The following is a 21,598-nucleotide window of genomic DNA, read 5'->3' as shown; positions in this document are numbered from 1 at the left end:
GCCGCGAAGCCGCTATTTCGGGTAGACCTCGATCGGCATGGCCAATGGCCCAGGAGGGCCGAACGGGAACGACGATACGAGTCCCTTGCCGCTGAGGCTGGCAGAGACGTAGAGCCCCTTCGCCCCGGTGACGGAGTAGATTCCCGTCGCGAGCGCTATGCCCGCACTTCCCCCGGACGGAACGACCAGTGACTTCGTCGCACCCTTGACGACGATCTTCACCGTGGCATCCGGTCCGTCCTCTCCGCTGTTCGCGAAGTGCAGGAAACCGCCCGGTCCCGGAGGCACGGCCGCAAGGAACGAGTCCTCGACCTGCTGCGTTGCCACGAACCACCCGAAGTCGAACGCCTTTCCCGAGACGGCCGAGGTGCGCGCGGCTGCGACCAGTGGTTTCGTCGAGTCGATGGTGACCGTGTAGTTACCGTCGCTGAGATGGTCGAGCGGGATCTCCGTCGCGATACCGGGCTTGAGAGTCGCCGAATAGGAGTTGCCCATGACCGTCCCCTTTTCGCCGAGGGCTCCGATCCGCACGGTCGCGGCCTCTGTGCCGGGTACGAACAGCCGGACGGCCGGCAGGTCGCTCCCGTAGCCTTCGCCGCCCTGGGCGGACTGGATGGCGGCGAGCGAACGGATGATCATCCCGGGGATCACCTGATGGGTGGCCGGAGCAGCCGTGGCGCCGACGAGTTCGACGCCGTGCGGGGAGATTCCGACGATGTCGCTCTGCTCGAGGGAGGCGACGACCCGGCCGCCGGAGGAGACGACGTGGACCACGGGCGCGGCGGCGGTCGGCGCGAGTCCGGCGAGCGCTACGACGCGCTGCGTGCCCGGAGCGACGGTGATCCCGGTCGCACCGGGAGCCGTGACGGCGCCGGCCTCCGAGTAGATCGTGAGGTCGACGGTCGCCTGGACCGTACTCGGGTTGGACAGCAGCACCAGGCTCGTCTGTCCCAGGGTGGTCGCCCCGGCGACCAGCCAGCTGTCCGCCTGCGCCTCGTCGCACGACGCGGCCGCGATGCCCGCGAAGTCTTCCAGGGCGGCCTGCTGAGACTGCGCCGCGCCGACGAGCGGTGGTGTGGCAGCACCCGCGGGGGCGGGCACGGTCAGCGCAAGAGGCGTTCCGTTGCTCTCGCCCTGGGTGTCGTCGACGGGGGTCAGCGTGCGGGTCTGGATCTGGGCACCGGAGTCAGTGCCGTAGACCATGGTCGGGGGTGCGAAAGCCGCCGCACCGGTCGCCGCCGATGCGTTGGATGCGAGGGTCAGCAGCGGGCCCGGGCAGGTCCGCTCCTGTGCCGTCGGCACGGGAGCCACCGTCGACGACGGGGGCCTCACAGTGAAACTCGGAAGAGGGAGCCAGGTCGCACCCGCGATCGCAAGGGCGGCGATTCCGATCCCGGCGATGCCGGCGATGGCGCGGGCGCTCTCGCGGGCGATTCCTCGTCTACTCGGCATTGTCGCCTCCGTTCGCGCGGGCGACCGCCGGTTCCTGGCGATCCCATTCGTCGTCGTCGTTCGACGACGGGGTCCGCTCGTCCGGCCAGGAATCCTCTTCGAGGTCGTCATCCTCGAGGTCGGCGTCGAGGTCGGAACGCGCGTCATCGTCGTCGTCCGCATCCGGGCCATCGTCGGCTTCGTCGTCATCGCCGGGCTCGGACACGTCCGCGGATTCTGCCGCCCCGGCCCCGCCGGGCTTCGTCGCGCGCTTCGGACGTCGGATCGACTCCGCGATGAGGCTCTCGTACGTGCGTCGCGCCGGGATCGAGAGCAGCAGGATGAGGCCGATCACCACAGCCTGGACGATCAGGATGATCGTGCGCCAGACGCCCCCGGCGTCGGGCGGGATCTGCGCGGCAGGCGGTACGTCTGTGGTACCGCGTTGGAACCCCCACAGAGCGCCTGTCGCGGTTCGGCCGACGGGCACCAGAGCGGCGTCAGCGTCGAGTGCGATCGTGGCACGCAGGCTCGTCGCCTTCGCCGCGGGGGTGGCCGCCTTCGAATCGATCGACGTCGAGGCCGGTGCGAGAAGTACGTAATCGATTCCGAGCGACTTCAGCTCGGGTGTGGGATCGAAGCCGCTCTGCGATGCCAGGTTGCCGGCCAGGGTCGCGAGAGACTGCTCGTCCGTCGAGAGGGTGCGATCGGTGCTGCTCAGCGTGCTCTGACCGGACAGCGTCGCCCCGGCGCCGCGCAGCAGCACAGCTGCGATCCCCCCGTTCGGCTGCGCCGTCAACTGCAAGGTGCCCGTTCGCGGGGCGCTCGTCGCGTTTGCCGTGACGACTGCGGGCAGGGTGCGTCCGTCCGTCGCCTGCACCGAGGACGCCCCGACCGGCATGGCGATGGCAGCCGGAGCTGCGGCGATGGCGATCGTCGCGAGTGTCGCGAAGGCGGGAAGGGCCGCGAAGCGCCCGACCGGGCCGAGGCCGATGACGGCGGCCGACACGAGTCCCAGCCAGTAGAGACTGACTCCCGCACCCGGCCAGATGAGCACAGCGACGGACGCGGAGACGGACACCGAGACGAGGGTGGCGGCGACCGCGGTCGCGAAGCCGAGGAGCGCCACGACGAGCGCGACGACGGCACGGGCGGAACCCCGCAGGAAGAGCGACAGCAGCGCGAGCACAGCAAGAGGCGCGAGCAGGACGGCGACGACGACACTCGGGCCGACGCCGGGAATCTCGAGTTCGGCGGCGAGCGTGTGCCAGCCTCCGAGCATCCCGTCGGGGAATCCGAGCGCGAGCTGCCACGCCGGTACCGGCCGGCTCTGGATCACGACGCCGGGATCCGCGAAGAGCGAGAACCACGCGCCGCGCTGCGCCTGCTGCCAGACCAGCGGCGCGAACAGGACTGCCGCGGGGAACAGCACCAGGATGAGCCGCGCGAACCGTCTTCGGCTGAGCACGAGGGCTATCACCCAGATCACGAGCAGGGCGGGGATCAGCGACGGTGCGCACGCGACCGTGGCCGCGGCGAGAAGGGCGGTGACTCCGGCTGCCGCCCACGAGCGGGCAGCGGCCATGCCCGCGTAGAACAGCCACGGCAGGAGGAGGTGGGCGAGGATCGCGGCCGGGCGGCCGGTCTGCATCGCGATGAGAAGGGGCGGGGCGATCGCCCAGGCGAGCGCCGCGAACACACGCAGGCTGGACCGCTGTGTGAGGCGGGATGCGAGCAGCCAGGCACCGAGAGCGGCCAGCGGAAGTGCGGTGAAGTACAACGCCACGAGGAAGAACGACGGCTGCCAGAACGTCAGGGTTCCGAGGACGGCGAGCACCGCGGCGAACGGGTCGGCGGCCCCGACGAAGCCGAGACCGACGTCGCGCCAGCCGTAGCCGAGCGTGGTCCACAACTCGGCGACGCTCGACGGCATCGGAAGGAGGGCGCCCCCACCGAGTGTGTTCGCACCGAGCAGGGGGAAGAACAGGGCGATCCCGAGCACTGCCGCGGCGAGCACTGTCCAGGCGCCGCCACCGCCGAAGAAGTTGAGGTCGCGTCGTTCGCCGCGGAGCGCGACGTAGGCGGCCTCACGTTTCAGGGCCCGGGCGCGCTTCACCTCGGCGATCGGGATACGGAGAGGTGCGATCGCCGCCCAGCCGACAACGCGATGCCGCGCCAGGTTGCGCCGCGCAGAACTCACCCGTATTCCGGCGAACGCTGTGCGGAAGGCAGCGGCGAACTCGCCGCCGATCGCTCCCGGCTCCTTGCCGACGATGCGGCCGATCGAGCGGAACAGCGCGAGCGGGACGAGGGAGAGCCAGTGGACCGGTACTGCGGCCGCGGGAGCGTAGACCATGCGGCGGTGGAGTTGCGCGGCCCTGCGTTCCCGGAGGAGCCGGCGGCGCACGCGACCCTTCCGCGACGAGTTGGGACCGGCGACGCCATCGCCCGCGATCGCGATGCGGGCCGAGGGGACGAGGACGACGCGGAAGCCGGCCAGTCGCACGCGCACGCAGAAATCGAGGCCGTCGTCGACCGCAGGGAGAGCGGGATCGAAACCGCCGAGCTCGTCCCACAGCGACTGCCGCACGATCAGTCCGGCCGGCGAGACGCCGAGGACGTCGCTCAGTCCGTCGTGCTGTGCCTGGTCCAGTTCGTTCTCGACGAGATTGACCGCAGCGCCGAACTGGGTCATCGCCTCGCCGAATTCGCGGATGGTGTGCGGCGCGTCCCATTCGACGAGCTTGGGCCCGGCCGCAGCGACCGAGGGCGAGACCTCGACCGCCCCGAGCAGAGCCTCGAGCGCATCCGGCTCCGGCGCGGTGTCCTGGGCGAGCAGCCAGAGCCAGTCGTGGTCCCCGGCCGCCGGTGGCGTCACCCGAACACCGGTGGCGACCGCGGCTCCGAAGGGCAGTTTCTCTCTCACCGACACGAGATGCGTCGGGCCGAAATCGGCCAGGAGCTGTGCCGCATCGTCGGTGGACGCGCAGTCGACGGCGATCACGACATCCGGTTGCCTTGTCTGGGCTTTGAGGGCGTCGAGAGTGCGCTGAAGGCGGTCGCCTCCAGTGCGGGCGACGATGATGGCTGTGACTCTCGGATACATCGGAGACAGCCTAAGTTGGCGCCGGTGGATCGGACGTCAGCCCGTGGGCGCGCCGGAAATCAGACGGCGCGCTTGCGCAGCTTGCGGCGTTCGCGCTCGGACAGGCCACCCCAGATGCCGAACCGCTCGTCGTTCGCGAGTGCGTACTCGAGGCACTGTGAGCGCACTTCGCACGATGCGCAGATCTTCTTGGCATCCCGGGTCGATCCGCCCTTTTCGGGGAAGAATGCCTCGGGATCGGTCTGCGCGCAGAGCGAATCGGACTGCCAGGCGAGCGGATTGCCGTCGTCGACGGACTGTCGAACCCCTGGCACGCCGAGTCTGACCGGATCGACAAACCAGTCGTCGGGGACTCCAGAGCGATATTCGGGACCAGCCATATCGATCTCCCACCCATGTGTCGTGCATTCCACGTCAACGAACGTGTTAACAGTAATTACACCGGTGTAGTTCGCACTAGTCAAGTCGCGAATCGTAAAGCCTCAACTGGCCATCGAGGGTTTGCGACGCGCCGGTGGACGGCAACAATCGCGACACGCCCGGGCGTTCTACCCCTGTTTCCTGAGAAGGATCAGGAAACGGCCTGTCGCGCGGCCCAAGCGCTGCCTACCATCTGCGCCAGCGTGTGCCGCATGCGCCAATCGAGGTCTCGAGCCGCAAGTTCGCCTGATGCGACAATACGGGCTGGATCCCCTGCGCGTCGCGGCCCCACTTCTGGGGTAAAAGGTTTTCCGGTCACCGACGCGACCGCGGCCATGATCTCGCCCACGGACACTCCGTCACCGCTGCCGAGGTTGTACACGGGCTCGATCGCCAGGCCGGCATCGAGCCGTTTCGCCGCTGCGACGTGCGAGGTCGCGAGGTCGGAGACGTGGATGTAGTCGCGCACGCAGGTTCCGTCCGCGGTGGGATAGTCGTCGCCGTTGATCCGCGGAACGCGTCCCTCGACGAGCGCATCGAACACCATCGGGAAGAGATTGTGCGGACTCGTGTCCCTGAGGTCGTCGGAACCCGAGCCGACAACGTTGAAGTAACGCAGCGAGGTGTGGCGGAGACCGACCGCGATGCCCTGATCGCGCAGCAGCCACTCCCCGATCAGCTTGGACTCCCCATACGGCGACTCGGGTGCCTTCGGAGTCGACTCGGTGACGAGGTCCGTGTCGGGAGTACCGTAGACCGCCGCGCTCGACGAGAAGACGATCGCATCGACGCCGGCCTCCTGCATCGCAGCGAGGAGCACCGCCGTTGCGGTGACGTTCTGCTCGTAGGTGTGCAGCGGGCGCTGCACCGACACACCCGCGTACTTGAAGCCTGCGATGTGCACGACTCCCGAGACGGTGTGCTCGCGGAATACGGTCTCGAGGAGCTCACCGTCGAGCAACGTGCCCCGGTAGAAGGGGACGTCCGCCGGCACGAACTCGGCATGCCCGCTCGAGAGGTCGTCGACCACGACGACCTCGATGCCCTCGTCGCGGAAGGCCCGCACCACGTGCGAACCGATGTATCCCGCGCCGCCTGTCACCAACCACGCCATGCGTCGCCCTCCTCACTGGACCGGAACAAAGAACCCTATCGGGTCGATCTACGCGTTCGGGGTGGCGATGAACACGGTCCCGGCGCCGGAGATCGCGAGTTCCCGCTCATCCGGCGTTACGAACACTGCTTCGCCGCGCGACAGGGTGAGGCTGCGGCCGGCCCCCGTGAGGTCGACCGCACCGCCGGTGCAGATCGCCACCGCGGGCCCGGGGAGCGCAACGGTCGTCGCTCCAACCGTTTCGTCGAGGTGCACGACATCCAGTGCGAAGTCCTGCACGTCCGGCCGGTAGATCGCCAGCCCCGGGCCGGCGTACGCGGGCGCGAGCGGGGTCACCGTGAACGGCGAGAAGTCGAGCACCGTCAGCAGTTCGGGCACATCGACGCGCTTGCCGGTCAGGCCGCCGCGCAGAACATTGTCAGAGGCGGCCATCAGTTCGATTCCCAGTCCACCGAGATAGGCATGGACGTTGCCCGCGGGCAGGTACAGCACCTCGCCCCGTTTCAGCGTCGTGCGGTTGAGCAGGAGCGCGAGCACGATGCCGGGGTCGCCCGGGAACGCACGGGCGAGCAGTCCGACGGTGTCGATGGCCGATGCGAGCCGGGTGTCTCGGGCGCCATGGGACCGTTCAGCGGCCGCGACGACGACGTCGACGAGATGGCGGACGTTCGGATCGCCGCCGAGCAGCCAGGCGGTGGATGCCCGGAGCGCGTCGCCAGCGCTCCCCGCCCGCAGTCGCGTCGTCAGCAGCCCGACGAGCTCGCGACCTCTCTCATCCGTCGACTCGGCGAGGGACTCCAGAACGCCCGCGCTCGTCTCCGGCTCGCGGAACCCGCTGAGCGCATCGAACGTCTCGCTCAGCGCGTAGATCAGCTCCGGCTTGTGGAACGGGTCCTTGTAATTGCGGTCGGGCGAATCCAGCGGCAATCCCAGAGCGTTCTCGCGGGCGAAGCCCTCCCTCGCCTGCTCGGACGACGGATGCGCCTGGAGCGACAGCGGTCCGGCTGCGGCCAGCACCTTCAGCAGGTAGGGCAGGCGCGTGGCGCGCGCCCCGAGCGCGGCCGAGGGCTCGCGGTCGATCCACTCGGCGAGTGTCCGGGCGCCGCCCGTCGCCGAGGGGTCGAGGATCGCGCTCGGCGAACCCGGATGCGCACCCAGCCACAGTTCTGCCTCCGGGCCTCCGGACGGGGTGTGCCCGAGGAGCTCCGCGATGGCGGTCGTGGACCCCCAGGCGTAGTCGCGTGGGGTGTTGCCGATGCGCACAAACATCCGAGACGGTCCCTTTCGATCGTTAGACCAAACTACCAATTGCTTTTGCCGCCATCGCGCTCGTCAATAGGCTGGCCTGCGGACCGATCCCCGTTCGCAGCCCCGACGCGGCGCGAACCTCACCGCAACGGAGCACACATGGCATTCGAGACCCTCGCGAGCGACTTCTACGGCTACGAGAACCTCCTCACAGACCGCGAGAAGGACTTCGTGGCCGAGCTCCGTGCGTACCTCGAGAACGACGTCAAGCCGATCGTCAACGAACACTGGGAGAGGGCCGAGTTCCCCGTCTCCGTCATCCCCGGGCTCCACAGCCGGGACGTCATCGGTCTCGGTTTCGACGAGACCAAGGCGTTCGAGAATTCCGCAGTGTTCCGCGGCTGGGTCGCGCTGGAACTCGCACGTGTCGATGCGAGTGTCAGCACCTATGTCGGTGTCCAGAACGGGCTCGTCGTCGGCGCTCTCGGCGTCTGCGGCTCGGCCGAGCAGCGCGCTGAATGGCTCCCGAAGCTGGCGTCCGGCGAAGTGCTCGGCGCGTTCGGCCTCACCGAGCCCCAATCCGGGTCGGATTCCGCTCAGGGGCTTCAGACGATCGCGACCCGTTCCGGCGACGACTGGGTGCTCAACGGCTCCAAGCGCTGGATCGGCAACGCGACCTTCAGCGACATCACGATCATCTGGGCGAAAAGCGCCGAGGACGGCCAGGTCAAGGGCTTCATCGTCCCGACGTCGACCCCCGGATACACGGCCACGAAGATCGAGGGCAAGCAGTCCCTGCGGATGGTGCAGAACGCCGACATCACCCTCGAGAACGTCGTGGTGCCCGAGCGCCTGCGCCTGCAGGGCGCGAACAGCTTCAGGGACACGGCGAAGGTGCTTCGGCTGACACGCGCCGAGGTGGCGTGGGCTGCGGTCGGCGTCGCGGTGGGCGCCTACGAAGCCGCGCTGCGTTACGCGCAGGAGCGCGTGCAGTTCGGCAAGCCGCTCGCCGCGCACCAGCTCATCCAGGACCTGCTCGTGAAGTCGCTCGGCAACATCACAGCGAGCATCGGCGTGTGCACGCGCGTGTCCGAGATGCTCGACAACGGCGAACAGCGCGACGAGCACTCCGCACTCGCCAAGGCTTTCGCGACCTCCCGGATGCGCGAGACGGTCGCCTGGTGCCGCGAGATCCTCGGGGGCAACGGAATCGTGCTCGACTACGACGTGATCCGGTTCTTCGCCGATGCGGAGGCCGTGTACTCCTACGAGGGCACCCGCGAGATGAACACCCTCATCGTGGGCCGCAGCATCACCGGCTCGGCCGCGTTCGCCTGAGCCGCACACCGGCGCGCAGGCGCGAATCCAATAACCTTGCCCAATGAGCACTGCGCGTAGACCTGTCGCCGTCGGTGCGTTCTCGACCCTCCTGGTCTTCACGCTGTTCGCCGGCGACTTCTGGCGCAACCTGCTGAGCTGGTGGGGCTGGGGGCTGATCGCCGCCGGTCTCGTGGTCGGCAGCATCGTGCTTCTCGTGCGCATCCGCCCTCCGCTGCTCTGGCGCAAGCTTCCGGTGACCCTCGGGTTGTTCCTTCTGCTCGCAACGCTGTCGATCGCCTGGTCGTACTATCCCGGGGCGAGCGCCCTCGGCGTCGCGCTGCAATGGTGCACGACGATCGTCGCCCTCTTCCTCGCGCTGTGCCTCGAATGGCCCGAGCTGCTGCGCGCGCTGTCGCATGCCTTCCGCTGGATCCTCGGCCTCTCCCTGCTATTCGAGTTCGTCGTGGCCGCGTTCATCCGGCATCCCGTGCTGCCGTTCTGGACCGACTACGGCACCGAGAAGGTTCCGCAGGCGTTCTACTGGAGCCGCGGACTCCTCTTCCACGGTGGCCAGATCCAGGGCATCCAGGGCAACAGCAACCTCCTGGCGATGGTCGCTCTGCTCGCACTCGTCGTGTTCGGCGTGCAACTCGCCGACGGGGTCGTCCGTCGCGGCTGGGGGATCGCGTGGCTCGTCGTGGCCGGCGCGACCTTCGTGCTCACCCGGTCGGCGACCATCATCATCGCCGCCGTGTTCACCGCTGTCGTCCTGCTCTTCGCGCTGTGGATGCGCCGAGCACACCCCGACCGCAGGCGCCCGGTCTACCTGACCATGCTCGCTACCGTCGTGGTCGCAGTCGCGGCTGTCTGGGCGTTCTCCGGTCAGCTGCTGAAACTCTTCGGCAAGAGCGAGGACCTGACCGGCCGGCTCGACATCTGGCATTCGGTCACGGCGCTGGCGTCACAGCGCCCGACCTTCGGCTGGGGATGGGTCAGCTACTGGGTGCCCTGGGTCGAACCGTTCACGACGCTCGCGGTACGCAAGGGCGTGACCTACCTGCAGGCGCACAACGCGTGGCTCGATGTCTGGCTTCAGCTCGGTGTTCTCGGCCTCGTGATCTTCATCCTCCTCGTCGCCACGACGGTGAAGCGCAGTTGGTTCCTGGCGGTCGACCGGCCACGGATCAGCGTCTCCGACGATCTCCCCTACACCTCCCTCACCCTCCTCCCGCTGCTGCTGATCGCGGCGCTGGTCGCGCAGAGCGCGGCGGAGAGCAGGATGCTGGTCGAGGCGGGCTGGATGCTCCTGGTCGTCATCTCCGTGAAGACGAAACGTGCCGCGCCGTAAGATTGGCGCATGGCCGTGACCCGTCGACCCCTGGTGCCGGCCGCCCTCACGGAGTTCTTCGGGTCGGCGCGGTTCGCATCCGCTCTCTCGCTCGTCGCGGTCGGCGTCGGGTTCTCGACGCACGCCGTCCGCAGCGTCATGGGCTGGCCTGGGCTCATCGGGGCGCTCGCGGCGCTGGCGATACTGGCGGCGATCTCGTTCATCGCCCAGCGCGAGACGATCGAGTGGCACGGCCTCCTCCCGATCTCGATCCTCGTCTTCGTCGGCTGGTGCGCCCTCTCGATCTTCTGGAGCAACTACCAGTGGGCGACGTTCGCCGGCATCGGCTATCAGCTCACATTCGCTTTCCTCGGCATCTACATCGCACTGGTGCGCGATGCCATTCAGATCGTGCGGGTGGTCGGCGACGTGCTGCGCGTGCTGCTGACCGTGTCGCTCGGGCTCGAGGTGCTGAGCGGCCTGCTGATCGACCTGCCGATCCGTTTCCTCGGCATCCAGGGGAACATCGCCGCCGGAGGCCCGATCCAGGGTCTTTTCGGCAGCCGCAACCAGCTGAGCATCGTCGCTCTCATCGCGTTCGTCACCTTCCTCGTGGAGCTCCGCACGCGTTCGGTCCGGCCGGTCACCGCGACCGCGAGCATCTCCCTCGCCGTGCTCTGCATCCTCCTCACCCACTCCCCCGTGATCGCCGCCGTCTCGGTCATCGTCGGTCTTGCGACCCTCGCGCTGTACGCGGTCAGGAAGGTGCCGCCCCGGCTGCGGCCCTTCTACCAGTGGGGCCTGGCCGCGATCACCGTCCTCGCGCTCGTGCTGGCCTACATCTACCGCACGCGAGTGATCGACCTGCTGAATGCCCGCGCAGACTTCTCGGTGCGCTACCGGCTCTGGATCCAGATCTGGCAGCTCATCCCGGTCAACCAGATCCTCGGCTGGGGGTGGGTCGGCGGCTGGCCGGAGACGCTGTATCCGTTCACCGCCATCCAGGCGAACACCGGGGCCGAACACGCGAACGGACTCAACGCCTACCTCGACGTCTACCTCCAGGTCGGACTGATCGGCCTGATCCTGTTCGTCGCTCTCATCGCGCTCGCGTTCGGCCGCTCCTGGCTGCTGGCCTCCAACAAGCGCAGTGTGGTCTACGTCTGGGCGCCTCTCGTGCTCGTCGCACTCCTCGTCACGAGCGTGTTCGAGAGTTCGATCCTCGTCGAGTCCGGCTGGCTTCTGCTCGTCGTGTGCGCGGTCAAGGCCTCACAGGGCATGAGCTGGCGCAGCGCTCTGCCCCGGCACGAACCTAAGCCGGTTGCAGGAGGTCGCGGATGATGTCCGAGCGTCCGCGGCTGGCGAACCGCCCGTAGAGTCCCCGTCGGGCGAGTGCGATGACGCCGCCGATCCGCCGAAGACGGTTCGGGGCCATGGCGGCACGCTTCGCTTCGAACTCGGCTTTCTGCCTGGCCGCGTCCACGGAGGCCTTGGGAACCGCATCCCCGAGCCCTTCGAGCCTGTCGGCGAGCACCCGGAATTGTTTCGCGAGCTTCGTGTTGCGGTCCCCCCGGTGCTCCAGCACGCGGCCCACCTTGTAGCGGAGGGTCGGTTCGGTGACCCCGATCTGATTCCTGCCGTGCTGGCGGTAGTCGATCGTGGACTCGCGGACGACCCCGACCCGGCCGGTCGCCGCCGCGATGACCGCCAGCCACTCATCGTGGACCCACTCCGGCGGAAACGGGAGCGCAGCGGGGAGGAGCTCGCGGCGGAAGACCACGGTCGCGCCGGTCGCGAGGTTACGGCGTAACAGGGCGTCGAACGCGCGTCCGCTCTCTTCGAGCCGAAGCTCCTCGTCAGAGAGCTCGAGCGATTCGAAGAGCGTCGCTCCGAGAGGTGATCCGTCTTCGCGGACGAGCCGCGCATCCGTGTGCAGGAAGGTCAGTGCGTCGTCGTCGAAACGTGCCGCCAGTGCGGCCAGCCTGCCGGGATGCCAGATGTCGTCCTGGTCGCTGAGTGCGATGAGCTGGCGGGTCGTGCGCGCTATCGCCTTCTCGAAGTTGGCAGTCACGCCGGATGGCGTCGATCCCGCGAGCACGACCACGTCGGGTGCGGCACCGCGCGCCACGGCCGCTTCGACCGTCGCGGCGACTATCCCGAGCGTGCCGTCCGACGATCCGTCATCGGAGATCACGAGCTCGTCGGGAACACGGCCCTGGTCGAGGATGCTGACCAGCTGCTCCTCGACGAAGGCGGCGCCGTTGTATGTGCACAGGGCGACCGAGATCTCCGCCGTCATGTCACGAACGCTTCAGGACCACCGAGAGCACGCCGAGGAACATCCCCGCCATGATCGTCTGGGCCCCGAGCATCATCAGGAGGGCAGCGGCGATCGCCGTTCTCACGGTCTGGTCGAGCTGGAGCGCTCCGAATCCGGTGTTGCTCCACATCACGACCTGGACGATCGCGACGGTCAGTCCGAGGAGGAAGAGGATCAAACCGACGACCGCACTCGATTCGAGGCTGATCCTCCTCTCGAGCCTGTCGAAGTTGCGGCTTCGGGGTATTCGGAAGCCCTCGTGCTGGGCGTAGATCTTGGAGAGGATCGCGAAGATCACGGCCTGGTAGCCGACGACGGCGAGAGCGGCCAGGTAGACCTGGCTCGCAACGTCGAAACCGACGTCGCCGATCGAGAACGGGCCGAAGGTGAGCACGAAAGTGCCCAGGATCCCCAGTCCGAACGCGATGGTACCCGGCACGAGGAAGAGCCAGCGCGGGCTGAAGATGAGCAGGAAGCGGAGGTGGCGCCAGCCGTCCCGCCAGCTGCGCAGGTGCGGCGGACGGGACCGGCCGTCCTTCTTCAGGGTCGTCGGGACCTCGCTCACCCGTCGCCCTCCGAGGGAGGCCTTCACCACCATTTCGCTCGCGAACTCCATGCCGGTGGTCTGGAGATGCAGGTCGAGAATCGCCCGCCGGTTGAATCCGCGGAGTCCGCAGTGGAAGTCCTTGATCGGCGACCGGAAGAAGAGCCGGCCGATCGAGGAGAGCACCGGGTTGCCGAGGTACTTGTGGAGCGGCGGCATCGCGCCGGGCTCGATCCCGCCGCGGAACCGGTTGCCCATGACCAGCTCGTCGCCGGCGCGCAGCCGCTCGACGAACTGGTCGAGGTTGGCGAAGTCGTAGCTGTCGTCTGCGTCGCCCATGATCACGTAGGTACCGTTGGCCGCCGCGATGCCGCCGAGCAGCGCGGCCCCGTACCCTTTGTCGACGACGTTGACGACCCGGGCACCGTGGGCTTCCGCGATCGCCTGCGAGCCGTCGGTGCTCCCGTTGTCGGCGATGACGACCTCGCCGACGACGCCGCTCCGGTCGAGATAACCCCTGGCTTTGTCGATGCAGGTGGCGAGCGTCTCCGCCTCATTGAGGCAGGGCATCAGGATCGTGAGCTCGATCACCTGGACGGCAGTCATGGAAGGGAAGTGTCCTCATTCGAAGTGGAAAGGCGCTCCGATCATAACCGCTCAGCCGCGCCGCCCCCGGCGGCCCCTCCGGTGATGCGATAGTTGAGGGATGGTGAGGATCGAGAGCCGGTGACCGCGACCGTCGACGTGGTCGTTCCGGTGTACGGCAAGTGGGAGCTCACCCGGTCCTGCCTCGACCACCTCCGGCGACAGTCCGCGGCTCACCACGTGATCGTCGTCGACGATGCAGGACCCGACGACACCGTCTCCCGCCTTCGCGAGGAATATCCCGAGGTCACGGTGGTCGCGCTCGAGCGGAATCTCGGCTTCGCCGGTGCGTGCAATGCGGGGATCCGCGCCGGATCCGCCGAGATCGTGATCCTCGTCAACAATGATGTCGACGCCGAACCCGAGCTCGTGGAGCGTCTTACGGCCGCCTTCGACGACGAGGAGATCGGAAGCGCCTGTCCCCTGCTGCTCAAACCCGATGGGCGCGTGGACGCCTTCGGGATCTGCGCCGACCCGACGATGGCCGGGTTCGTCCGGTACAACGGCGCTACCGTAGCCGAGGCGCTGGCGAAAGGCCCCGCCACCCGGCTTCTCGGTCCGTACGGCGCCGCGGCGGCGTACCGGCGCTCCGCCCTCGACGACGTCGGACTACTCGACGAAGGCATCGTGATGTACGGGGAAGAGCTCGATCTCGCACTCCGGCTGAGCGCCGCAGGCTGGCGCTCAGGCCTCGTCGCCGAGGCCAGGGGAACACACCTCGGCGGCGCGACGTCGGGACGCGGCTCCGCCTCGCAGCGCCGCAAGGCCGGGTTCGGTCGCGGCTACCTGCTGCGCGCCTACGGCGTCCTGCGAGGGCGTTACGGCATCCGCGCCCTCATCACCGAGGCGATCGTCTGCGTAGGAGATCTGCTCCTCTCCCGCGACATCGCCTCGACGACGGGACGGCTGGCGGGGTGGCGCGCGGGCGGATCGGCGTTCCGCCGGTCGCGGCAGATCCCCGGTGTCGACTACAGCATCGGGTTCGCCGAGTCCCTTCGCCTCCGTGTCGGCGATCGGCGGGCCTGAGGATGACGACCGACCTCCCACCCGAACTGCGGCTGAAAAGCGCGGCCCTCTCCCTGATCACGCTGGTCGGCGGCGTGTCACTGGCGGTCATCCCCGCCGCGACCGTCTCGATCTCGTCGCGGGTGTTCTCCATCCAGGAGCAGGGCTGGATCGCCGTTGCCGTGCTGATCGGCACGTTCTTCGGCCAGGTCACCTTCGCGGTCGTGGTCGAGTCCCGGCTGAGCTCCGCCGGAACCGAACGGCGCGTGACCTTCCCGCTCTGGCTGGCCGGCCTGTCGGTGCTCACTGCCATCGTCATCGCGATCGAATACCAGAACGCGGTGGTGCTCTGCATCGGCCTTCCCATCCTGCTCGCTTCGCTCGAGGTCGGGCGCGGAGTGTCGGTCGCCGAACGGCTCGACATCCGCGAGCTCTGGGCAGCGATCTCCGTCGGCGCCGGCGCCCTCATCGGCGTGCTCGCCGCGTTCGCCGGGCAGCCGTGGGGTCTCATCCCCCTCGTCACCGGAATCGTGATCGCCACGATCATCCGGTCCCTCCCGGTCTCGCACAAGGCGAGCCGGCCCGAACCCCGTGTCATGGCCTGGGTCGTCGCAGACGTGTCGATCACCGGAGGCATCTACCCTCTGCTGAACGCGACGATCCTCGCTCTGCTCGGTCCGGTCCCGGCTGTGCTGTTCACCTCGATCTCCACAGTCTCCGGCCTTCTGTCCATTCCGCTCAACTTCATGCGTCTTCGCCTGCTCAAGCAGCATTCCACGCTCGACATCGTCGTCTCAGCGGTCTCGGTGGCGGCCGCCGTGGTCGTGATCTTCGTCTGCGAGTTCCTCGGCGTCTTCGAGTTCATCTTCGCCCAGGCCTGGACACTCGAAGCCACACTGGTCCCCCTGTTCATCGCCTGCCTGTGGCGCGCCGCGTCGCTCGCCACGACCATCCCGTTCGCCGCCCTGCGCCGCATGGGTCAGGCGAAGCTCCTCACGGTGCTGCGCGCGAGCGTCGCGGTCGTCACGTTCGGATGCGCGGTGGCCGTCATCGCCCTGAACAGCCTCGCCTGGATCTTCGCCGTGCTGCTCGCAGGCGAACTGCTCCAGGCGCTGCTGTACGAGCTGGCCCGACGTCGTCAGGTCGCCCGGGCGGAAGCCGTGGAAGCGTCGTGACGCGCGTCCTCGTCGATCTCCTCTACTACACCGGGACCAAGGGTGGAATGGAGTCGTACGCCCGCAACCTCTACCGCGAACTCGGCTCCGTCGACTCGGGACTGGAATTCGTCGGATTCGCCTCGACGGAACTGGCGGAGACGGATACCTCATGGTTTCCCGGCGACGTCGTTGCCAGCAGGATCAGCGGTGAGAACCGCGTGTCGTGGGCCCGCGGGGAGCTGACGGCGGTCTCCCGCGCGGCCCGGCGACTCGGAGCGGGACTCATCCACTCCCCCGCGAACATCGGGCCGTGGCGATCGACGGCGCCCGTCGTCCTCACAGTCCACGATCTGCTGCCCTTCCGGCACCCGGAGTGGGTGCCCGGGCCCTACGCTCCGGTGCTGCGCGGGCTTGTCCGTGGCGCGGCGCGGTCGGCCGCCCGCGTGATCACCGTGAGTCGCGCATCCGGGGACGACATCGAGCGCGTGCTCGGCGTGCCTCCTGAACGGATCGACGTCATCCCCCTCGCCGGGAGCGCGCGCACGCTTCCCGACCCCGGGATCGCACGCGACGAGCGCCTCCTGCTCAGCGTCGGCAATCGCATGCCGCACAAGAATTTCAGGATGCTGCTGGAGGCCATCGCGCTGATTCCGGATGCGGAGCGCCCCCGCCTCGTGATCACCGGCAGTCACGGTGACGACCCTCTCGCGCCGGTCGTCGAGCGGCTCGGCCTCGCCGACCGCGTCCAGCTGCTCGGCTGGGTGCCGGACGCGGAGCTCGAACGCCTCTACGCCACAGCGAGCCTCATCGTCTTCCCGACACTGTTCGAGGGATTCGGCCTTCCCGTTCTGGAGGCCATGGCACGCGGATGCCCGGTCATCTGCTCCGACCTGCCGGTGCTGCGCGAGATCGGCGGCGGGGCCGCGGTGTACTCCGATCCGACAAGCGCCTCAGGACTCGCCCACACCATCCGTCGGCTGCTCGCAGACCCGGCGAAACGTCGCGAGCTCTCCACGCTCGGCCGCGAACGCGCCGCCGGTTTCACGTGGACGGCCGCCGCCCTCAGTACCGTACGCAGTTTTCAGCGAACCCTCGACGCGTCGTAACGCGCCAGCAGCTCGTCGACGGAGCGCCCCAGATTCTGGGTTTCGCGCGCGAGGGTGAACCAGGCCAGGGTCGAAGCCCTCAGCGACTCCCCCGCGTCGAGCACACGGTGGATCGCGGAGCCGAGGTCTGCGGCCGACGCGGACGTCGCGACGAACCCGTTGACACCGTCGTGGACGAGCTCGGCCGCGGCATTGTCCTCTCCTGCGACCACGACGCTCGGTGTCCCCCTGGCGGACGCCTCAGCGACCACCAGTCCGAACCCCTCCCGTCGCGACGGATTCACGAGCGCGGCGGCCGAGGCCATCAGCCGGTCGAGCTCCTCGTCGTCCACGCGTCCGACTATCCTGACGGCGCTTCCCAGACCGGAGGCGGCGACCGCATCCCGGAGACGCTGCGTCTCCGGACCTGAGCCCGTCAGCACCAGGTGCGCGTCACCGTGCGACCTGCGAACCACTGCGAGCGCCGGCGGAAGAGCGGCAAGCCGCTTGTCCGGGATGTGACGACCGGCAAACAGGACGAGGCCGGAATCCACCGGCACGGCGTCACCTGCGTCGGCCGTCCCGACCAGGTCGAGGAGTCCCAGCACCAGCGGCCTGCTGCGCCGGCGATAGCGCTGCACCCTCGCGCCCGTGAACGCACTGTTGACCGTGATCTCCGAGGCCATCCGCAGGGCAGCGAACTGGAGCAGGAACGCGATCGTGCCGACGAGCACTCCCGAGTACTCACGCCACTTGCGCCAGGTCCAGACCTCGAGCCAGTCGCTGACGAGGCGCGTACGCGACCCGAGCAGGGCTGCCCAGGCGCCGAAGACGTTCAGCACGGGAAGGGCGCTCACGATGACCAGGTCGTACTCACCGCGATGACGGCTGAGGTGAGCGAACACGGCGCGCGCGAAGCCGACCGCTGCGCTGTTGAGCCGTCCACCGGCGGCGTTGTAGATCTCACCCGACCACACCGGAACGATCCGGAACGTGGCGTCCGGACCCTCGGCATCCCATTGGCTCCGGGTGAGGTAGTCGACGCGATGACCGCGCTCGACCAGCAGTTCCGCGATCCTGCGGTAGACGCGTTCGCCGCCTCCCGTGTTCACGGGGTACAGGCAGTCGTAGGCGATCGCTATGCGCAGGCTAGCCACGAAGCGCCGCCGCAGGCACCGTACGGCCGTCGTCCAGCGCAGCGATCCGGCGTGCGCGGAAGCCGAGCCAGAGGACGAAGCCTGCCACCGCCAGGATGTACAGCCCGAGCAGCACCTCCCAACCGAGCGGTGGCTGCCAGTCCGGGTGGAACATCGCGCCGATGCCCTCGCCGAAACCAGTGACATAACGGCGCATCACAGCGAAGAAGGCGACGATGCTGAACGCACCCGCCAGCGCCAGCCCGATCCAGGTGACCCGGACCGACAGGAACGCGACCCGTGCACCGGCCGGCGTCGAGAGCATCCAGGCGGCCAGCAGTGGAATGGCGAGAAACAGGAACAGCCCGTACCGGCCCTGCCAGATCAGGCCGGTGCGGCTGATCGTCAGTGCCTGGACGATGGCGGGGATCAGGATGCTCGCGGCCAGCGCCGAAACGATGACGATGGCCGAATGCCGGTTCGTGCCGGTGAGCGCCAGCAGCACAAGCACGCCGATGGCGATCGAGATCGCGGCGTACAGGATCCACGGCAGCGGCGTATCCAGCCAGCCGAAGACGCCGAGCTGCTGCTGGAGGAAACCGGGGGTGAACCGGATCATGGCGGCGAAGCCGGAGAAGAAGCCCTTGCCGACCAGGGGCGCGTCCGCGGTGCCCGCCTGGGCACCGGCCCCGTTCGTCGCGAGGGTCCAGACGCCGGCGAACAGCGTACCCACAGCGATCGCGCCGATCCAGAGATAGTTCCGGCCACGTGTGAAAAAGGCCTTGGCCGCGCGGAGGCCCGTGATTGCGACGCACGCGCCGACCACGACGACCAGCCAGAGCGGTCCGACCGACCGCGCGTTCGCGAGCAGGATCGACGACACGGTGACGATCAGCCACAGGTACCAGGTCGGCAGGCTGCTCCAGACGGCTTCAAGCCGGTCATCGTGGCGTTCGAGAAGACGGAGCAGGGATGCCCACAGTGCGGCAGCCGCAGCGATCTCGACGCCGTTCGGGTTCACCGAACCCAGGAGATAGAGCACCATGGGGCCGGTCACGAGGAGAAGCCCGAACGGAAGCCAGCGTGCCCGGATCGACGACAGCGCTGCCTGAAACGCCCAGGCCAGCAGCAGAGCGCCGAGCAGTGCGCTTGCGATCCGCATCGCGTAGACGCCGACGGAACCGTTGTCAGTGAGGAGGCTCGGCCATCCGACGAGGTAGTAGTAGATCGGGTTGTACGCGCCGACCCAGTTCTCGAAGTAGGCAGTGCCGGTCCCGTCGCCGAAACGTGCCGCGCAATGAGCCGACTTCGTGGGAACGAAGAGGTAGCACATCGCGGAATGGTTGTAGTGGTAACCGGGCGGCAGGTCGACGACGAGGTACTTCTTGCCCGCTTCGGCCGCGCCCACCAGCTCACCCCGCACCTGCGCGATCGCCTTCGTGGCGTGCGCGTTCTCGTCGGGAACCGAGAAGAGCGGACTGGCCAGCGCCCAGAGGCAGGCCAGGACGGCGACGAATGCGAACGGAATCCAGAAGGTGCCGGCGGAATGAGACCGCTGCCGCGTGACGTCGACCGTCGCGCTCACTCGCGCGGCGATCCGGTCAGGTGGGCATCCCACGCCGAACGCACGATCTCGTCGAGCCCGCGCTCGGCCCGCCAGCCGAGCTTCTCCGCGATCAGTGCGGGTGACGCGACCACGCTGGCCGGGTCTCCGGGACGCCGGATGCGGACTTCGGCCTGCAGCGGGGAGCGGGCGGTCGCGAGGATCTCCTCGACCATCGCGCGGACACTCGTCCCTTCGCCGGTCCCGACGTTGAACACGCCGTGTCCGTGCATTCCGGCGGCGAGGTGGTCGAGTGCTTCGATGTGTGCATCCGCGAGATCGAGGACGTGCACGTAGTCGCGCACGCAGGTGCCGTCCACCGTCGGATAGTCGTCGCCGAAGATCAGAGGCGGCAGACCGGCGTCGATGCGCTCGAAGACCATCGGCACGAGATTGAGGACCGCGCGATCGGCCAGCTCGGGCCAGCCGGCGCCTCCCACATTGAAGTAGCGGAGACTGACCGCGGAGAGACCGGATCCGGTCGTCGCATCGCCGATGAGCTGTTCGCCGATGAGTTTGGTCCGTCCGTACGGATTCACCGGATGCGTCGGCGCGGACTCGGCGACCGCGTCACCCTCGACATCGCCGTAGACCGCCGCGGAGGACGAGAAGACGAGCCTGGAGACGCCGGCGGTTTCCATCGCGAGAAGAAGATTGGCCAGACCTCCGACGTTCTGCGCGTAATACCAGGCCGGCCGCTGTACGGATTCATGGACCTGCTTGCGTGCGGCGAAGTGCAGGACCGCGTCGATGCGCTCCTCGCGGAGCACGGCCTCGATGAGCGCCGGAGCCGTGTCCGACGCCAGGTCGAGGCGAACGAGGCGAGCGTCGCCGAGCCTGTCGGCGAAACCTGTCGACAGGTCGTCGACGACCACGACGAAGTCACCGCGATTCCTGAGGAGACGGACGACGTGTGAGCCGATGTAGCCGGCTCCGCCGGTGACCAGGGTCCGCATACGACCGATCCTAGGGGATCGGCCGCTGGCTGCCGGGGGTGTCGACCGGGTGTTCGGCCTCTCGGTCTGCGCTGGTCCCGACCGATGCCGGTGCGCGCGCCTGGAGGATCGCGATCTGGCGTGCGAGCTCCGTGATCTGGCGCTCCGTGTTGCGGTAGCGGCGTTGCACCAGAAGCGAATTCCCGATGAACACGACGATCAGGCCGTAGAGCAGCAGATCTGTTCCGCGGCCGAGGCCGACGAAGTGCGCCACCTCGGTGACGACCGACGGGAAGACGACGGCGATGACGGTGACGGCGAGAAGGCCGACCATGACGAGACGGCGGATCGCGGCATGCCGTACACCTCGCCCCGGAAGCATGAGGAAGACGGCGAAGGCGGCGAACGCCAGCACGAGTATGACTTTGATCACGAATTGCCCGTTGTCCATGGTGGGCTCCTATTTCAAGAAGAGGTCGCTGAGGATGTTCACCGAGTTCCACACCGACTGGCCCTTCGAGCGGGAATAGTCGGTGTAGATGACGTGGACAGGCGCTTCGGCCCACCTCAGCTTGTTACGGCCGATCTCCGACACGATCTCGGAGGCGTGCGCCATACGGTTCTGCGTAATGGCGATGGTCTCTGCCGCGTGCCGATTGAGCGCGCGGAGGCCGTTGTGCGCATCCGTCAGGCGGACCCCGGTGCTGAGCCGCTCGAACAGGATGCCCAGTTTCAGGACGACCCGCTTCAGCCGGGACACGGAGGTGCGCCCGTCGAGGAAGCGCGAGCCCACGACGATGTCGAGCGGCTGCGAGTCGAGCATCTTCACCATCGCGAGGGCGTCGTCGGTGAGATGCTGACCGTCTGCGTCGAAAGTGACGAAATAGTCGGCCCCCGGATCGCGCAGTGCGTAGTCGAGGCCGGTTCGCAGGGAAGCCCCCTGACCGAGATTGATGGGATGCCTCACGACGACAGCGCCGGCCGCAGACGCCTCTGCCACGGAGGCGTCCGAGCTGCCGTCGTCGACACAGACGATTTTCGGGAACGTGGCACGAGCCTGCTCGATGACCGCGCGGACCACCTGGGCTTCGTTGTAGAGGGGGACCACGAGCCAGGTACGCTGCTCGACGGGCGTGCTGATGGTGACTCCTCGGTAGATGGGTTCGCGCGTGTGCTGCCCCGACGAGGTCGGCGCGGCCTGA

At 68.2% G+C, this 21,598-nt stretch carries 18 protein-coding genes; 6 read left to right on the top strand and 12 right to left on the bottom strand.

Features of this window, described 5'->3' with window-relative positions; genetic code table 11:
* Window positions 1-12 precede the first annotated feature (12 nt).
* The 5 genes from AAYO93_RS04665 to manA form a co-directional block, all read right to left on the bottom strand.
* On the bottom strand, window positions 13-1,452 hold the full coding sequence (locus AAYO93_RS04665) for a DUF5719 family protein (RefSeq protein ID WP_345763845.1): 1,440 nt from the start codon (window positions 1,450-1,452) through the stop codon (window positions 13-15).
* Complete coding sequence (locus AAYO93_RS04660) at window positions 1,442-4,537, bottom strand: glycosyltransferase family 2 protein (protein WP_345763844.1); 3,096 nt, start codon at window positions 4,535-4,537, stop codon at window positions 1,442-1,444. Before AAYO93_RS04660 ends, AAYO93_RS04665 begins: the two co-directional genes overlap by 11 nt.
* 59 nt (window positions 4,538-4,596) lie before the next feature.
* Window positions 4,597-4,917 (bottom strand): WhiB family transcriptional regulator, encoded by a 321-nt coding sequence (locus AAYO93_RS04655; protein WP_345764816.1) that lies wholly within the window; start codon window positions 4,915-4,917, stop codon window positions 4,597-4,599.
* 191 nt (window positions 4,918-5,108) lie between these two features.
* Window positions 5,109-6,071, bottom strand: a complete 963-nt coding sequence (gene galE, locus AAYO93_RS04650; RefSeq protein ID WP_345763843.1) for a UDP-glucose 4-epimerase GalE — start codon at window positions 6,069-6,071, stop codon at window positions 5,109-5,111.
* A 48-nt stretch (window positions 6,072-6,119) separates the two neighbouring features.
* Window positions 6,120-7,340, bottom strand: coding sequence for a mannose-6-phosphate isomerase, class I (manA, locus tag AAYO93_RS04645; protein ID WP_345763842.1), 1,221 nt, complete (start codon window positions 7,338-7,340; stop codon window positions 6,120-6,122).
* A 138-nt stretch (window positions 7,341-7,478) separates the two neighbouring features.
* On the opposite strand from manA, the gene AAYO93_RS04640 reads away from it, so the two are divergent.
* From AAYO93_RS04640 to AAYO93_RS04630, 3 genes are read left to right on the top strand one after another with little or no spacing between them, the layout of a single operon-like run.
* Window positions 7,479-8,657, top strand: a complete 1,179-nt coding sequence (locus AAYO93_RS04640; RefSeq protein ID WP_345763841.1) for an acyl-CoA dehydrogenase family protein — start codon at window positions 7,479-7,481, stop codon at window positions 8,655-8,657.
* A 43-nt stretch (window positions 8,658-8,700) separates the two neighbouring features.
* Window positions 8,701-9,987, top strand: coding sequence for an O-antigen ligase family protein (locus tag AAYO93_RS04635; protein ID WP_345763840.1), 1,287 nt, complete (start codon window positions 8,701-8,703; stop codon window positions 9,985-9,987).
* Between the two features lie 9 nt (window positions 9,988-9,996).
* Window positions 9,997-11,307 (top strand): O-antigen ligase family protein, encoded by a 1,311-nt coding sequence (locus tag AAYO93_RS04630; RefSeq protein ID WP_345763839.1) that lies wholly within the window; start codon window positions 9,997-9,999, stop codon window positions 11,305-11,307.
* Here AAYO93_RS04630 and AAYO93_RS04625 read toward each other — a convergent pair.
* Together AAYO93_RS04625 and AAYO93_RS04620 are read right to left on the bottom strand one after the other, a co-directional pair.
* A complete protein-coding gene (locus AAYO93_RS04625) occupies window positions 11,279-12,265 on the bottom strand; it encodes a glycosyltransferase family 2 protein (protein WP_345763838.1) in 987 nt (328 codons plus the stop codon). The two genes, AAYO93_RS04630 and AAYO93_RS04625, sit on opposite strands and share 29 nt — an antisense overlap.
* A gap of 1 nt (window position 12,266) precedes the next feature.
* Window positions 12,267-13,436, bottom strand: coding sequence for a glycosyltransferase family 2 protein (locus AAYO93_RS04620; protein WP_345763837.1), 1,170 nt, complete (start codon window positions 13,434-13,436; stop codon window positions 12,267-12,269).
* A gap of 120 nt (window positions 13,437-13,556) precedes the next feature.
* On the opposite strand from AAYO93_RS04620, the gene AAYO93_RS04615 reads away from it, so the two are divergent.
* Genes AAYO93_RS04615 through AAYO93_RS04605 form a run of 3 tightly spaced genes read left to right on the top strand, consistent with a single transcriptional unit; the run spans window position 13,557 to window position 16,743 of the window.
* Window positions 13,557-14,501: a glycosyltransferase family 2 protein gene (locus AAYO93_RS04615; RefSeq protein WP_345763836.1), complete on the top strand. Its 945-nt coding sequence runs from the start codon at window positions 13,557-13,559 to the stop codon at window positions 14,499-14,501.
* Window positions 14,502-14,503: 2 nt separating this feature from the next.
* Complete coding sequence (locus AAYO93_RS04610) at window positions 14,504-15,655, top strand: hypothetical protein (RefSeq protein WP_345763835.1); 1,152 nt, start codon at window positions 14,504-14,506, stop codon at window positions 15,653-15,655.
* The gene (locus tag AAYO93_RS04605; RefSeq protein WP_345763834.1) at window positions 15,652-16,743 is read left to right on the top strand and encodes a glycosyltransferase family 4 protein; all 1,092 of its coding nucleotides are present in this window, start codon (window positions 15,652-15,654) and stop codon (window positions 16,741-16,743) included. Before AAYO93_RS04610 ends, AAYO93_RS04605 begins: the two co-directional genes overlap by 4 nt.
* Here AAYO93_RS04605 and AAYO93_RS04600 read toward each other — a convergent pair.
* Genes AAYO93_RS04600 through AAYO93_RS04580 form a run of 5 tightly spaced genes read right to left on the bottom strand, consistent with a single transcriptional unit; the run spans window position 16,719 to window position 21,504 of the window.
* Window positions 16,719-17,879 (bottom strand): glycosyltransferase family 4 protein, encoded by a 1,161-nt coding sequence (locus AAYO93_RS04600; protein ID WP_345763833.1) that lies wholly within the window; start codon window positions 17,877-17,879, stop codon window positions 16,719-16,721. The genes AAYO93_RS04605 and AAYO93_RS04600 overlap by 25 nt on opposite strands.
* A complete protein-coding gene (locus AAYO93_RS04595) occupies window positions 17,872-19,443 on the bottom strand; it encodes a DUF2142 domain-containing protein (RefSeq protein WP_345763832.1) in 1,572 nt (523 codons plus the stop codon). The genes AAYO93_RS04600 and AAYO93_RS04595 overlap by 8 nt, the downstream gene beginning before the upstream one ends.
* A complete protein-coding gene (gene galE, locus AAYO93_RS04590; protein WP_345763831.1) occupies window positions 19,440-20,417 on the bottom strand; it encodes a UDP-glucose 4-epimerase GalE in 978 nt (325 codons plus the stop codon). The genes AAYO93_RS04595 and galE (AAYO93_RS04590) overlap by 4 nt, the downstream gene beginning before the upstream one ends.
* 10 nt (window positions 20,418-20,427) lie before the next feature.
* Window positions 20,428-20,847 carry a DUF2304 domain-containing protein gene (locus tag AAYO93_RS04585; protein WP_345763830.1) on the bottom strand — a complete coding sequence of 140 codons (420 nt, stop codon included), beginning with the start codon at window positions 20,845-20,847 and terminating at the stop codon, window positions 20,428-20,430.
* A gap of 9 nt (window positions 20,848-20,856) precedes the next feature.
* A complete protein-coding gene (locus tag AAYO93_RS04580) occupies window positions 20,857-21,504 on the bottom strand; it encodes a glycosyltransferase family 2 protein (RefSeq protein WP_345763829.1) in 648 nt (215 codons plus the stop codon).
* Between the last annotated feature and the right edge of the window lie 94 nt (window positions 21,505-21,598).

This window comes from Diaminobutyricibacter sp. McL0608, from assembly GCF_039613825.1.
In the GTDB taxonomy this organism is placed as follows: Bacteria; Actinomycetota; Actinomycetes; order Actinomycetales; family Microbacteriaceae; genus Diaminobutyricibacter.
Note: the sequence above shows the minus strand (reverse complement) of the source record. Positions and strands in the feature narration are given on the sequence as shown.

Excerpts from the sequence above, each read along its gene's own strand:
- AAYO93_RS04665 (WP_345763845.1), bottom strand. The coding sequence starts at position 1,452 with ATGCCGAGTAGACGAGGAATCGCCCGCGAGAGCGCCCGCGCCATCGCC.
- AAYO93_RS04660 (WP_345763844.1), bottom strand. The coding sequence starts at position 4,537 with ATGTATCCGAGAGTCACAGCCATCATCGTCGCCCGCACTGGAGGCGAC.
- AAYO93_RS04655 (WP_345764816.1), bottom strand. The coding sequence starts at position 4,917 with ATGGCTGGTCCCGAATATCGCTCTGGAGTCCCCGACGACTGGTTTGTC.
- galE (WP_345763843.1), bottom strand. The coding sequence starts at position 6,071 with ATGGCGTGGTTGGTGACAGGCGGCGCGGGATACATCGGTTCGCACGTG.
- manA (WP_345763842.1), bottom strand. The coding sequence starts at position 7,340 with ATGTTTGTGCGCATCGGCAACACCCCACGCGACTACGCCTGGGGGTCC.
- AAYO93_RS04640 (WP_345763841.1), top strand. The coding sequence starts at position 7,479 with ATGGCATTCGAGACCCTCGCGAGCGACTTCTACGGCTACGAGAACCTC.
- AAYO93_RS04635 (WP_345763840.1), top strand. The coding sequence starts at position 8,701 with ATGAGCACTGCGCGTAGACCTGTCGCCGTCGGTGCGTTCTCGACCCTC.
- AAYO93_RS04630 (WP_345763839.1), top strand. The coding sequence starts at position 9,997 with ATGGCCGTGACCCGTCGACCCCTGGTGCCGGCCGCCCTCACGGAGTTC.
- AAYO93_RS04625 (WP_345763838.1), bottom strand. The coding sequence starts at position 12,265 with ATGACGGCGGAGATCTCGGTCGCCCTGTGCACATACAACGGCGCCGCC.
- AAYO93_RS04620 (WP_345763837.1), bottom strand. The coding sequence starts at position 13,436 with ATGACTGCCGTCCAGGTGATCGAGCTCACGATCCTGATGCCCTGCCTC.
- AAYO93_RS04610 (WP_345763835.1), top strand. The coding sequence starts at position 14,504 with ATGACGACCGACCTCCCACCCGAACTGCGGCTGAAAAGCGCGGCCCTC.
- galE (WP_345763831.1), bottom strand. The coding sequence starts at position 20,417 with ATGCGGACCCTGGTCACCGGCGGAGCCGGCTACATCGGCTCACACGTC.
- AAYO93_RS04585 (WP_345763830.1), bottom strand. The coding sequence starts at position 20,847 with ATGGACAACGGGCAATTCGTGATCAAAGTCATACTCGTGCTGGCGTTC.